Raw genomic sequence first — 14,390 nt, forward strand, 5'->3', positions numbered from 1 at the left:
AATCTGGTGTTTTAGCAAGCAAGTAATGTTTGTTTAAAGCACCAGATTTTTTTTATGGCAATGTGGTTTACTTTACGAACATGTAGAAACGTGTAGATATAAAGAGATTATATCCGCAGGTACTTAAATTGAATAAATAAGACAAGACAACTACTACCAAGAAAGTGCTAAGTGAGCTTTAAATAACTTTAAGAACGGTCTCTATTTCTAGATTTACGTTTACTTTTTATAAAATCAAGTAGTTTACCAGAAAGAAAGGTGATTACTAAGCTTTTAATAGTCCCTTTTTGGCTAAAAGTAGCTCCTAATCCCTGTCTTAGTTGTTGTGGTACTAAATCTGTTTTAGCACTATTAAATTGTAGTTTAATGCTTTCTTGGGCGATTAGACGTTGAAGATTAAGAACTTTCAAGCGCTCATCTATTTCTTCAAAAGAATGGTATTGCTTGCTCATAATCAGTCAAAATAATATTTAGATAATTTTTTAAGTACAGGTTTGTTTAGTTGTTCTCTGAATATATAGAGCATAATAGCTATAAGAATATAAAACCCAGCTACAATTATAAAACCAATGAAGTAACTATTCATTAGTTCAGATAGCCACAAACAGGCTGCGAATGACAGAAACAATAATGCAAACAGACTACTGGTGCCTATTAAAAATAGTTTTAATATGCCAGTAGCATTTTTTGATAAGACTTTAAATATTTTAAGTCTATAGTATTCGTCGCTATGTTCTAAATATGACCCCATTTCGGTTTTTAGCCCCATGAGGTCATTTTTTAATTCTTCAAAAGCCATAGCTGCTATTTATGTAGTTGAGCGTTTTGTGCTTTTAATTCTTCTAATTTTTGTTCTAATTTATCGATGATATCATCTGCCTTGTAACTCATCGTTGAAATAGCCTCATCTAATTTTCTGTCAAAAGCATCTTTCTGTTCATTAGCAGTTTTTGTTAGCTCATCTTTTGCATGAGAAACTCTTTCAGCTATTTCATGACTGGTATCTTCAACTTTTCTTTTGATTCTGTGACGGGTTTCAATGCCTTTATCAGGAGCGTATAAAATTCCTATTCCAGCACCAATTGCAGCTCCAGTTAATATCGCTAATAAAGTATTTCCATTATCGTTTTGCATAATATTGAATTTTAGTAGTTATGAAATTTATATTTCAAGATAAAATTAAACACTTAAAAATACTTAGAATATGATTTACGTCATATATGATAATAATCTAGCATAAATAGAAAAGGCATATTGAGACTATATTTTCATTCAAAACTAGTTAAGTAGCTCATAAACTTGCTTTGCAATTTCTAATTCTTCATTTGTAGGGATGACTAAAATTTTAACCTTAGAATCTTTGGTATTTACCTCTCTAACATTTTTTGATCTTAGATCATTTTTTGAATCATCTAATTGAAAATTAAAATAATCCATATTCTTACAAACCAGCTGGCGCATTAGGCTAGAATTTTCACCAATACCTGCAGTAAATATGATGGCATCAAGTCCGTTCATGGTAGCGGTATATGCTCCAATATATTTTCGAATTCGGTATGCATTCATCTCTAAAGCTAAAATACAGTTTGCGTTACCATTGCTAGCTTCCTCCTCAATATCGCGTAAATCATTAAAACCGGTAAGACCAAGCATACCGCTTTTTTTGTTCAATAATTCGTTGACATCATCTAAGTTATATCCTAAAGTATTTACCATATAATAAATGATAGAATGATCAATATCACCACTTCGTGTACCCATTATAAGTCCGTTCGAAGGAGCGAACCCCATACTGTGATCAATACTTTTACCGTCTTTAATTGCGGTAATACTACATCCGTTTCCTAAGTGAATAGAAATTAGTTTTGTATTTTCTTTATGCAGATACTCATTTGCTTTTTCAGAGACATATTTATGGCTTGTACCATGAAATCCGTATGCTTGAATTCCGTCGTTCTCATATAATTCATTAGGCAAAGCATATTTTTTTGCTTTAACAGGAACAGTACCATGAAAGGCGGTATCAAAAACGACCACTTGTTTTGCTGTGGTAAAGATTTCTTCTGCCATAACAATACCTTGTAAATTAGCAGGATTGTGTAATGGTGCTAAAGTCGATAGCTTATTAATTTTACTTTTAACTTCTTCATCTATTAATGTCGTCTCTGTATAATCGCTACCACCATGAACCACGCGATGCCCTATGGCATCAATATCTTCTGTGCTATCAATAACACCAATTTCAGCATCTAATAATAGTGTTGTAATTCTTTCTAAACCAGACTTGTGACTATTGATTTCGTAGATTTTTTCAACCTTGTTGGCATCGGTTTTATAATTAGAGATGGCATCAGTACTACCAATACGCTCAATAGATCCAACGCAAATAACCTTTTTTGAAGGCATTTTTATCAGTTGGTATTTAATGGATGAGCTTCCGGAATTGATAATTAAAATATTCATGAAAATTGGTTTAAAATCCTTCTGCTTGAATAGCAGTTATGATTACGGTATTAAAAATATCATCTACGGTGCAGCCACGACTTAAGTCATTAACAGGTTTATTTAACCCCTGTAACATTGGTCCGATAGCCAAGGCACCGGTTTCACGTTGTACCGCTTTGTACGTGTTGTTACCTGTATTTAAATCAGGAAATATAAACACACTAGCTTGCCCTGCAACTTCAGAATCTGGCAATTTACTGAGTCCGACTTTAGCATCTACGGCAGCATCATATTGAATAGGACCTTCCACTTTAAGATCGGGTCTTTTTTCTCTAATAATTTCAGTAGCCTTACGAACTCTGTCAACATCTTCACCTACACCAGAAGCTCCCGATGAATAAGATAACATGGCTATTTTTGGTTCAATACCAAAAGCTGCGCTTGTAGCGGCAGATGAAATAGCAATTTCAGATAACTGCTCAGAATTAGGGTTCGGATTAATGGCACAATCTCCAAAAACGGTAACCCTGTTCGGTAAACACATGAAAAATATTGAGGAAACTATAGATACACCAGGCTTAGTTTTGATAAACTGTAATGCAGGTCTAATAGTATGCTGAGTAGTATGTATAGCACCCGAAACCATACCATCGGCATGACCTTTATATACCATCATTGTACCGTAATACGATACATCTTCCATTAAATCTTTAGCCATTGCCAAGTTTACATTTTTATGTTTACGCAATTCGAATAGGGTGGTGGCGTAATCTAAAAAATGTTCAGATACAGTGGGGTCGATAATATTGATATCATTGATATTTAAATCGATATCTAATTCTTTAATTTTAGAAATAATCTGCTCTTTATTACCTAAAAGGGTAATAGAAACAGCATCGGTATCAATCAGTTTTTTGGTTGCCATTAGAATACGTTCATCTAAACCTTCAGGTAAAACGATATGCTTTTTTGAAGATTTAGCCTTTTGAAGAAGGTTATACTGAAACATTCTAGGGGTGATACCTTTCGCTTTAAACGTAATTAACTTTTCAGCCAATTCTTCGGTAGGTATATACTTCTCGAACTCTTGAATAGATGTTTGTATTTTCTCTGTGTTTTCGGCGTAAATACGTGGTCTAATAGTACCGATTTTATTGGTGACATAAAATGTACCACGAGCAACCGATAGAATAGGAATAATATCAGAAAGCCCTTCTATTAACTTAATAATAGAATCTTCGGGTATAAGACCACCAGTTAAAACAATACCAGAAAGACTGGGGTAATTGGTTGATATATTCGCCTGTAATGCGCCTAATATAATATCTGCACGATCACCAGGTGTTATAACAAGGCTATCGCTTTTTAAATGCGTCAGGTAATTACGCAATTGCATGGCGCCAACGCTGAAACTGCCTACTTGGTTGTTAATATAATCTTCACCAAAAAGAACTTTAGCATCCAGCTCTTGTGCGATTTCTTTTAATGTTGGGCTACCTAAAACAGTGTTTACAGGTATGGTACCGACCAAAATATCATCAGGTAGTTTTTCTTTTAATCCGTTAGAAACAAGAGTTACATTCTCTGGTAGTACTTTGTTAGCTACTATAAGAAGTACTTCAACACCTTTCTCTTTAAATGAGTCGTAAGCCATGTAAAGATTACCAACTAACTCGTCTAAGGTTTTATTTTTTCCGCTTGCGAGAATTACTGCCGGTATACCTAGGTTTTTAGCAATAAGTACGTTGATGTCCCACTCAATAATAGCACCTTCTCCAGAAAAATCGGTTCCTTCTACTAAAACAAAATCAAATTTATTTTCAATGGTTTTATACTTGTGTATAATATGCCCTACAATTTCGTCGTCTTTGTCCTGGTTTTTTAATTGAACCACTTGGCTACGCGTGTATGCATAAGCTTCTTCTGGTTTCATATCTACATTAAAGTAGCTAAGAACAGTATCAATGTGGTTATCAGTTTTACCATCAGGGACATCGTCGATAATAGGTCTGAAATAGCCAACTTTGGCAGTTCTGCCTAAAAGAAGTTGCATAAGACCAAGTGAAACAATAGATTTTCCACTATTGGGCTCTGTAGTAACAATATATATAGCTTTACTCACGTGTAAAAGGGATTAGTGTTTAACAAATTTATAGGATTCTTTACGGATTAGGGCTTACAATGTAAAAATCTGACACTTTAGATTAAAGTTGATAATTATAAAGTTGTATTTGAAGTCATAGGTTCTATAATTTTAAATATACAAGTAAGCTTAAGCATCGCATTTGAAGTGTCAAAAATAGTTAGGATGCCCATGCTTAAAAATGACATATCTCATATTCTAAACATGAGATAAGTCATTTTCAACTCTGTTAGTAACAACTACATTTGGTTCTATTATTAATTCAGATTACCAAATGCCGAACGAAACAAAAACGAATACTAATTCTTTCTTTTTAAGCGAAGAACGTTCTTTTCTTGACGGACCACGAAGTCGGTTTAAAGAATTGTGGTTTACGTTTAAAGTACAGTATCAGTTTATTAGGGCGTTTAGAAAACTACATTTTATTGGTCCGTGTGTTACCGTATTTGGATCTGCCCGTTTTAAAGAAGATAATCCATATTATAAACAAGCAGAAGAAGTAGGTAAAGCTTTATCGGAAATGGGTTTTACGGTAATGACAGGTGGCGGGCCCGGTATTATGGAAGCTGCAAATAAAGGAGCTTACCTAAATAATGGATATTCAATAGGATGCAATATAATACTGCCGCATGAGCAAAAACCGAATCCGTATTTACATAAATGGATAAATATTCCCTATTTCTTTATTCGAAAATTTTTACTGCTTAAGTACTCCTTCGCATTTGTGGTATTGCCCGGTGGCATTGGCACCTTAGATGAGCTTTTTGAAGCGGTTACCTTAATACAGACAAAAATGATACAAGATTTTCCGGTGGTGATATTCGGAAAAGAATATCATAAAGAGTTATACCATCACATACAAACGATGGCAGAAAATGAAAGTATATCTAAAAAAGATATGGACTTAATGTTCTTGACCGATTCTGTTGATGAAATGAAAGAACATTTGAAAGAACATGCCGTCAAAAGATTTAAACTTATTAAAAAACCAATGCGAACCAAGTGGTGGTTTGGTGAGAAAAAGTCAGTTCGAACTACTTAAAAGCACCCTTTAAATCTTAATATTAAATTTTCAGAAATTATAAAATAAGAATACCATATGCTTAAAATCAATAGTATAATAATAGTTTTAATCATTTTTACCTCAGTAGTGTTTATTTCTTGCCAGTCTAAGAAACAGACAGATATTGGAGCTATACAGATAGATAGTACAGCAGTACTATTACCCACTAAAGAAACAATTAAAAAGATTGAAAGCATAAAAATTTCGAAGGACATTAAGGTTGTTGGCTATTTTCAATTCATGGATTCAGTTGTTGAAAAATATGATACGATAGTGCCATATGCGTTATCTGAACATTTGTTAGTACGAAATAACCCGTGGATAATTGATACTTTGGCGAATACAGATTATTACAGAATGATGGAACGTGATTCTTTTGTTTATGATCAAAAGCAAATGATTGTATTGCCAAAAGGGAGCGAGTTGATATTGCCAGATTCAATAACAGCTAGTAGGATTATAGAAGATTTTTCAACCACCGAAATTGATGTTAACATACCAGAATACAAATTACGTATTTATCAAGATTCTGTTTTATTAGAAACGTTTCCGGTTAGGGTGGGGCAGTATCGAGAACGTTATTTAAAGTTTGGAGATCGCGTAACAGATTTAAGAACAAAAACAGGAAAAGGAACTATAGTAAGGCATGCAAAGCATCCAGATTTTTATAATCCGGTAAACGGAAAACGTTTTTATGTAACCAGACGAGATGATGGTAAAACAACCATGATGCCTCAAATACCTTGGATTGAAACTGAAATTAATAATATTAGAAACGGACAGATGATTCATCCGACAACAAATCCTAAAACACTAGGTAAGGCATATTCAAATGGCTGTATCGGTCTTGGTGAAGGTGATGCTTGGCGGGTATATTATTATGCACCATTAGGTACAAAGCTTAAAATTAGATATGATTTAGAGACGTATGATGAAGGTATGGTTATTTCTGTACTTCGAGATGTATATCATATAGCTGAGAATGATTAACATGCCCATAGTTTATACTAAATTTAAATAATAAGTGCTTACAATTTTATTAATTTTACAAATGTGAACAAACTGTTTTCCATATTGTTATCATCGCTCATCATGCTGCAAAGCTTTGGTGTGCATTATGATGATATTGTTCAGTTAGATGAATTAATTGAACACGCTCAATTTCATAGTGAGCAATATGGCGATAATGTTATTGTTTTTCTTTCTAAGCATTACGGTGAGTTAAAAGCAGATCATCAACGTGATCATCAAGAAGAAAAGAAAGATCACGAAAAATTACCTTTTAATCATAGTGGCACATCACATACCTGTGTTGCAGACGTTTTTATAAATACATACAAATCAGAATTAAACGAAATAGAGTTTTTAGATAATACAGACTCAAATTTCTATTACCAAGCACCATCTTCTTCATTACATTCTGAGGGCATTTTACAGCCGCCCCGCATTTCATAATACAATCGATTTTTTAATTTTTTAGTTCAGATTCATGTTTATGAATTTGAGCGATTCACATTGATTTATATGAAAAGATGCTATCACATATCATTAATTTCAGTTTAAAGAATAAGCTCATTATTCTTTTGTTTACCGTATTTATTATTGGGTACGGGCTATTTGCGCTTTCACAAATACCTATTGGGGCTGTGCCAGATGTTACCAATAATCAGGTTCAGGTAATTACAACATCACGTAATTTATCTACTCAAGATATGGAGCAATTCATAACATATCCGGTAGAATTAGAAATGGCGAATTTACCAGGAGTCAAAGAAATTCGCTCGGTATCTAAGTTTGGATTGTCTGTGGTTACTATCGTTTTTGACGATGATTTAGGTACGTATTTGCCCAGACAACTTATAGCAGAGAAAATAGCTTCGGCTTCAGAGAAAATTCCAGCCGGTTTTGGTACGCCACAAATGGGACCGATTACAACTGGACTAGGTGAAATCTACCAATATGTTTTAGAGGTAGAGCCAGAGTATAAGGGCGAGTATACAACAACTGAACTGCGAACTATACAAGATTGGATTGTAAAACGACAATTGTCTGGTATACCCGGTGTGGTTGAGGTAAACACCTGGGGCGGATTTCTAAAGCAATACGAAGTTGCTATAAATACCCAAAAACTAAATGCCATGAACATTACTGCTAGTGATGTTTTTAAAGCGTTAGAAACTAATAATAGTGTTTCGGGTGGCGGTTATATCGAAAAGGTGAATCAGGCTTTCTTTATTAGAGGAGAAGGGTTGGTTTCATCTTTGGAAGATATTCGAAATATTGTTATTACCACTAAAGACGGATTACCAATTTATATTAAAGATGTCGCTACGGTTGACTTTGGAACCGCAGTTCGTTTTGGTGCTATTACGGGTAATGGCGAAGGTGAGAAAGTACTGGGTCAGGTAATGATGTTGAAAGATGCAAACTCTAAAAAGGTAATCGAAGCCGTAAAAGAACGCGTCGCCGAAATTTCAACTTCTTTGCCAAAGGGAGTATATATTAATCCGTTTTTAGAGCGGAGCGAACTTATAGCCAAAACAACTTTCACTGTTAGCGAGAACTTAATTCTAGGATGTTTAATTGTCATTTTTGTGGTGGTATTACTACTCGGTAATTTTAGATCAGGTTTGGTGGTCGCATCTGTAATTCCTTTGTGTTTGTTATTTGCATTATCACTCATGTACATTTTCGGTGTTGATGCCAATTTAATGAGTTTGGGGGCTATAGATTTCGGTATTATCATAGACGGTGCAGTAATTATTGTAGAGTTTATAGCTTTTGAAATCACAAGAAAGCAACACGAGATTAATAGTTTAGCCAAAACAGATCAGCAGCATTTAAAAGATGAAATCACTTTTGACGGAGCATCTAAAATGATGAATTCTGCCATTTTCGGGCAACTGATTATTTTAATAGTTTTTATCCCCATTCTATCTTTAAGCGGAGTAGAAGGTAAAATGTTCAAGCCTATGGCATTGACGTTTAGTTTTGCATTAATTGGTGCAATGATTTTGTGTTTTACTTATGTACCAGTAGCTGCATCGATATTCTTAAAACCATTAAAAGAATCGGACAAAAACATATCTGTTCGTTTAATGAAATGGCTGAATAAGAAGTATGAACCTATTATAAGTTGGGCTTTGCAAAGCAAGAAATTGGTTTTGGGCATTGCAGCAATACTACTCATAGGGGCTACTATTTTATACACTACCATGGGTGGAGAATTTGTACCCACTTTAGATGAAGGCGATTTTGTAATTCAGCCCGTATTAAAAACAGGAACTTCATTAAGTAAAACGGTAGAGATTACTACTGAGATTGAGAAGATTTTACTCGATAATTTTCCAGAGGTTCAGCAGGTAGTTACCAGAATTGGAGCTGCCGAAGTACCCACTGATCCTATGTCTATGGAAGAAAGTGATGTTATCATAAAACTGGCACCAAAAGGGGAGTGGACAAGTGCAAAATCTAAAGATGAGCTAGCCGATAAATTCAAAGAAGCGTTATCAATTATTCCAGGTATGGAAGTAGAATTTACGCAGCCCATAGAAATGCGTTTTAATGAGCTTATTACAGGAGTGCGTGCAGATATTGCCATAAAGATATTCGGTCCCGATTTAGATGTATTAGCTAAAAAAGGAAATGAAATCGGAGCATTGATAAAAGATGTTGAAGGCGCTGCAGATATTAGTGTAGAGAAGATTGCAGGTTTGCCTGAAATGAGTGTCGATTATGATCGCGCAAAAATTGCCCGCTTCGGCTTAAATATTCAAGAACTGAACGATTTGGTCTCTATGGGATTTGCTGGTAAAACTGCTGGTAATGTTTTTGAAGGTGAAAAGCGCTTCGATTTAGTCGTGCGATTAGATAAGGCAAAACGAAAAGATATTGATGACCTTAAAAACCTTTATGTTGATTTGCCCGATGGAGGAAAGATTCCGTTAAGCGAGTTGGCTGAAATAACATATAAAAAAGGCGCTGCAAAAATATCTAGAGATGATACCAAGAGACGAACAGTAGTAGGCGTAAATGTCCGTAATCGCGATTTGCAATCTGTAGTAGATGATGTTCAAAAACTGATAAATGAAAATGTAAAATTACCGGCAGGGTATACCATTACCTATGGCGGTCAATTTGAAAACTTACAAAGTGCAAGAGACCGGCTATTAGTAGCTGTACCAATAGCATTAGTGCTCATTTTTGTATTACTATATTTTGCGTTTAAATCGGTAAAAGAAGCCCTTATGATATATTCTGCAATTCCGCTGGCAGCGGTAGGTGGGGTGTTGTTATTGTGGATGCGAGGTTTGCCGTTCAGTATTTCTGCAGGAGTAGGGTTTATAGCACTGTTCGGTATAGCAGTATTAAATGGAATTGTTTTGATAGAGCATTTTAAAGAGTTGAAAAAGTATTCTTTTGATAGTTTAGACGATTTAATAAAACAAGGCACAAAAGATCGTTTGCGAGCCGTATTATTAACAGCATCTGCTGCAGCACTTGGTTTTTTACCCATGGCAATATCTACGAATGCAGGCGCAGAAGTTCAGCGACCTTTGGCAACAGTGGTTATAGGTGGTCTGTTTACGGCAACCATATTAACCTTAGTAGTATTACCGGTGTTATATTCCATTTTCGATAAACATGAAAATTCAAAAAAGCCAATACCAAAAACAACTTTACAAAATGGTATTGCTTTTATAGCATTGCTTATATCTGTTGGTATATCGGCACAAGAGTCGAAAAGTCAAAATCTCGATGAATTAATTCCCCTAGCTATTGAAAATAACATGGGTTTAAAAGCAGATCGACTAAAGGTTGATGAATCTGAAGCATTGATTAATAGTGCATTTATGTTCAATAAGACACACGTGTATTATGAATACGATGAAAATAATCTAGCTATTAATGATGTGCCATTAAAGGTATTTGGGGTACAGCAAGATTTTCGTTTTCCGACTGCATATTTTTCAGAAAAGAAGGTCAATAAGGTGAAGACTAATTTAGTGCAAAGTGAATATGATATTCAGCGTAAGGCACTAACTAGAGATGTTACGATAGGTTATTACGACTATCAAATTGCACGAGAAAAAATTAGAGTGTATAAAAGGCTTGATAGTTTGTATGCCAATTTTTCGAAGGTAGCAGCGAGAAGGTTTGAACTGGGGGAAACTAATTATTTAGAGAAAATAACCGCAGCTTCTAAGCAACGAAAAATCAATTTAGACTATCAACAAGCTATTCAACATGTTGCCGCGTCTTATGCCAATTTGTTGCAATTAATTCAGGCAGAAGATAGTTTGGTGATTTCTGAAGAAATGAACTTGAAAATTGACATTCAAGATATAAATGTAGATGCTACTCCTGAGTCCGTGTATTATGAGAATAACATGCAATTAATGGCTGCAGAGCGTAAACTAGAAAAGCAGCAACTACTGCCAGATATCAGTTTAGCCTATTTTCAAGGATCAAACTCAGAATTGAACGATAATCTTTTAGGCTATCAATTAGGACTCAAAATTCCGCTATTATTTAGTGGTAATGCTTCTAGAATCAAAGCATCTAAAATTGCCAAAGAAAGAGCAGTGACCGAGTCTGTTGCCTATAAAATCCAGATAAAATCGAAACAAGAAATTTTGAGGCAACAAATTGTACAGATTCAAAACTCATTGAATTATTATGAGAATGAAGGCGCTGAGCTATCCGATGAAATATTGAAAACCGCAACCATCAGTTTTAGAAATGGTGAAATTGATTTCTATCAATATATACAGAGTTTAGAAAGTGCCTATGATATAAAATTGGGCTATCTAGATAAGTTGAAAGAGTACAATGAAACCGCAACAAACATTAATTTCTTAACATTATAAATAGGGCGTCATGCAAAAATATATATACAAAATAGTTACACTTTTCATTCTCGGCATAATTATAAGTTGTGGAGACAAGGCAAGCAAATCGAGTGAGAATGGCACATCTGAGGTGCAAGCAGATGACCGTATTCAAATTACGCAAGCACAATTCGACCAAAATAATATGGAGATCGCTAGTATGACTGAAAGTGATTTTCCGGTAATGGTAACGACGTCGGGTATGATAGATGTGCCACCAGAAAATAGAGCCGTGGTAAGCGCAACAATGGGTGGTTATATTAAAACGACCCCTTTATTGATTGGAGATAAAGTCCGCAAAGGGCAGTTGTTGGTTACTATTGAAAATCCTGAATTTGTGTCCCTGCAGCAACAATATATGGAAGTCAACGGACAGTTGGGTTATTTGAAGTCAGAATACGAACGTCAGCAAACTATGGTAGCTGAAAACATAACATCTCAGAAAAGCTTTTTAAAAGCAGAGAGCGAATATAAAACTGGAGTCGCAAAATACAACGGACTACGGAAGCAACTAGGTCTGTTGAACATATCCGCAGAACAAGTAGAAAAAGGAAATATAAGTTCGGTAGCCTCAATTTATGCACCTATTGAAGGCAGTATTACAAGCGTAAATGTTTCAAAAGGTACATATGTTTCTCCTGCAACTTCTATTATGGAGATCATTAATAATGACCACATTCATTTAGAACTTTCGGTTTTCGAAAAAGATATTATGAAAGTAAAAAAAGATCAGGTGGTTGAATTTAGAATACCAGAAGCTTCAAAAGAGGTATATATGGCAGAAGTACATTTGGTAGGTACCTCAATAGGTGAAAATAGAACGATAAAGGTTCATGCACATATAGAAAATGAAGACGAAGCTAATTTTCTTACTGGTATGTTCGTAGAAGCGAATATTATTACAGAAACGTCAAAACAAATGTCGCTGCCTTCTGATGCTATTGCCGTGGTTGAAAACGAATCGTTTGTACTGCTTTTAGAAGAGAAGAAAGGAGATACATATTATTTTAAGCAAATACCTGTCAAGACCTTAGGTAGTTATGAAAATAAGACATCGGTCAGTAATTCATCGACTTTTAAACAAGACGCACAATTTTTATCAAAAGGTGCGTTTAGCCTGATAGGAGAATAAAGTAAAAAATATGTCCTAAAAAATGTTAGGTATTGGTATAATAGTTGACATAGTATAAGTTCGTTTAATAAATAGATTATGAAGAAATATATAGTGTTACTGTTAATTGCAGTAGCAAGTGTGAGTTCAATAACAGCGCAAGACTGGAATACAGATATTACTACAGCAAAGAAGCTTGCTAAAACAAATGATTTACCGATTATACTGGTATTTCAAGGCTCAGATTGGTGTGCTCCGTGTATAAAATTAGATAGAGCAGTATGGTCTACTGATGAGTTTAAAGACTATGCAGAAGAACATTATGTAATGTTACAAGCAGATTTTCCTCGTAGAAAGAATAATGCATTGCCAGAAGAGCAATTGAACAAGAATAAAGCATTAGCTGAAAGTTATAACAGACAGGGAATTTTCCCTTTTGTGGTGGTTATGAATGCCAATGGTGAAGTATATGGCGAAACCAGTTACAAGAAACTGACACCCAAAGAGTATATCGAAGAATTGAATTCATTCATAAAATAGATTGAAGAAGCTAACTCTCATAATATTATTTTTTGCTGTTGGTATACTGTATGCTCAAGAGCCCTATAAGCGCACCGTTAAATTAATGGGCAGCCGTTTTGACATTACTGTTGTGGCTAAAGATCCTGTTGAAGGAGATGAGTATATCGATATGGCTATCAGCGAAATAACAAGAATAGAAAAGCTTATTTCTTCTTGGGATGAAAACTCGCAGACATCAAAGATTAATAAAAATGCGGGTATTAAACCTGTTAAAGTTGATATTGAATTATTTAATTTGATACAAAGGGGAATAGGTATTTCTAAGTTAACCGATGGGGCTTTTGATATTAGTTATGCCTCGATGGATAAAATTTGGAAGTTCGATGGCAGCATGACCGTTATGCCTTCAGAAGAGAGCATTAAGGCATCTGTTGCTAAAGTAGGCTATCATAATATTGTTTTAGATAAAGAGAAACAAACTGTCTTTCTGAAGTTAGCCGGAATGAAAATCGGTTTCGGAGCCATTGGCAAAGGCTACGCTGCAGATAAGGCAAAAGATTTGTTGAAATCTAAAGGCGTGGTTGCAGGCATCATAAATGCATCTGGCGACATGAACACCTGGGGAAAACAGCCCGATGGTAAAGAGTGGAAGGTTGCCATTACCAACCCTATGGATAAGAACAAGGTCTTTGCTTTGTTACCTATAACCAATGGGGCGGTGGTAACATCTGGCAATTACGAGAAGTATGTAAATTTTAATGATGTAAGATATACCCATATTATTGACCCTCGAAGTGGTTATCCGGCAACGGGTATTATTAGTGTTACCGTATTTGCTCCTAAAGCGGAATTAGCAGATGCGTTGGCAACATCGGTATTTGTTATGGGTATAGAGGTTGGTTTAAATAGAATAGAGCAACTGCCACAAGTAGAATGTATTATTATAGACGATAAAGGAAATATTATAACATCAAAGAATATAGAAATAGAGAAATCATGATGAAGAAGTTTTTAATTTTCACCCTGATAGCTGCTTCTTTCAGTAGCTGTACGGTATTGAAAGAGTATGAGAAAATAAATATTAATGATCCAGATATGGTTTTGCAAGATAAAAAGGCAGACCGCAATCTAACGACCATGCATTCGTATAGAGAAGCGGCAGTTGGGGCAAACGGAGGAAAAACTGGTGGAGGCTGCGGCTGTAATTAATATAGA

The 14,390-nt window shown here is 35.0% G+C and carries 13 protein-coding genes; 8 read left to right on the forward strand and 5 right to left on the reverse strand.

The annotated features are described in order from the left end of the window. Positions 1–188: 188 nt before the first annotated feature. The 5 genes from QSV08_RS01820 to pta all read right to left on the reverse strand — a co-directional run bounded on the left by QSV08_RS01820 (position 189) and on the right by pta (position 4,567). Complete coding sequence (locus tag QSV08_RS01820) at positions 189–452, reverse strand: DUF6327 family protein (protein ID WP_073245512.1); 264 nt, start codon at positions 450–452, stop codon at positions 189–191. Positions 453–454: 2 nt separating this feature from the next. Continuing rightward, a complete protein-coding gene (locus QSV08_RS01825) occupies positions 455–799 on the reverse strand; it encodes a phage holin family protein (protein ID WP_324026049.1) in 345 nt (114 codons plus the stop codon). Positions 800–804: 5 nt separating this feature from the next. Continuing rightward, a complete protein-coding gene (locus tag QSV08_RS01830; RefSeq protein ID WP_073245508.1) occupies positions 805–1,134 on the reverse strand; it encodes a YtxH domain-containing protein in 330 nt (109 codons plus the stop codon). Between the two features lie 144 nt (positions 1,135–1,278). Next, a complete protein-coding gene (locus tag QSV08_RS01835) occupies positions 1,279–2,463 on the reverse strand; it encodes an acetate/propionate family kinase (protein WP_324026051.1) in 1,185 nt (394 codons plus the stop codon). A gap of 10 nt (positions 2,464–2,473) precedes the next feature. Further along, positions 2,474–4,567 (reverse strand): phosphate acetyltransferase, encoded by a 2,094-nt coding sequence (gene pta, locus QSV08_RS01840; protein WP_324026053.1) that lies wholly within the window; start codon positions 4,565–4,567, stop codon positions 2,474–2,476. Positions 4,568–4,862: 295 nt separating this feature from the next. On the opposite strand from pta, the gene QSV08_RS01845 reads away from it, so the two are divergent. The 8 genes from QSV08_RS01845 (at position 4,863) to QSV08_RS01880 (ending at position 14,384) form a co-directional block, all read left to right on the forward strand. After that, positions 4,863–5,630, forward strand: a complete 768-nt coding sequence (locus QSV08_RS01845) for a TIGR00730 family Rossman fold protein (RefSeq protein WP_324026055.1) — start codon at positions 4,863–4,865, stop codon at positions 5,628–5,630. 57 nt (positions 5,631–5,687) lie between these two features. Further along, on the forward strand, positions 5,688–6,641 hold the full coding sequence (locus QSV08_RS01850) for a L,D-transpeptidase (protein ID WP_324026057.1): 954 nt from the start codon (positions 5,688–5,690) through the stop codon (positions 6,639–6,641). Between the two features lie 102 nt (positions 6,642–6,743). Then, positions 6,744–7,106: a hypothetical protein gene (locus QSV08_RS01855; protein ID WP_324026059.1), complete on the forward strand. Its 363-nt coding sequence runs from the start codon at positions 6,744–6,746 to the stop codon at positions 7,104–7,106. A gap of 77 nt (positions 7,107–7,183) precedes the next feature. Beyond that, positions 7,184–11,521: a CusA/CzcA family heavy metal efflux RND transporter gene (locus tag QSV08_RS01860; RefSeq protein ID WP_324026061.1), complete on the forward strand. Its 4,338-nt coding sequence runs from the start codon at positions 7,184–7,186 to the stop codon at positions 11,519–11,521. A 10-nt stretch (positions 11,522–11,531) separates the two neighbouring features. Beyond that, positions 11,532–12,674: an efflux RND transporter periplasmic adaptor subunit gene (locus QSV08_RS01865; protein ID WP_324026063.1), complete on the forward strand. Its 1,143-nt coding sequence runs from the start codon at positions 11,532–11,534 to the stop codon at positions 12,672–12,674. Positions 12,675–12,752: 78 nt separating this feature from the next. Next, positions 12,753–13,193, forward strand: coding sequence for a thioredoxin family protein (locus QSV08_RS01870; protein ID WP_324026065.1), 441 nt, complete (start codon positions 12,753–12,755; stop codon positions 13,191–13,193). Position 13,194: 1 nt separating this feature from the next. After that, complete coding sequence (locus QSV08_RS01875; protein ID WP_324026067.1) at positions 13,195–14,175, forward strand: FAD:protein FMN transferase; 981 nt, start codon at positions 13,195–13,197, stop codon at positions 14,173–14,175. Continuing rightward, positions 14,172–14,384 (forward strand): DUF4266 domain-containing protein, encoded by a 213-nt coding sequence (locus QSV08_RS01880; protein ID WP_324026069.1) that lies wholly within the window; start codon positions 14,172–14,174, stop codon positions 14,382–14,384. Before QSV08_RS01875 ends, QSV08_RS01880 begins: the two co-directional genes overlap by 4 nt. The last annotated feature ends 6 nt before the right edge of the window (positions 14,385–14,390 follow it).

Source organism: Maribacter sp. BPC-D8 (assembly GCF_035207705.1).
In the GTDB taxonomy this organism is placed as follows: Bacteria; Bacteroidota; Bacteroidia; order Flavobacteriales; family Flavobacteriaceae; genus Maribacter.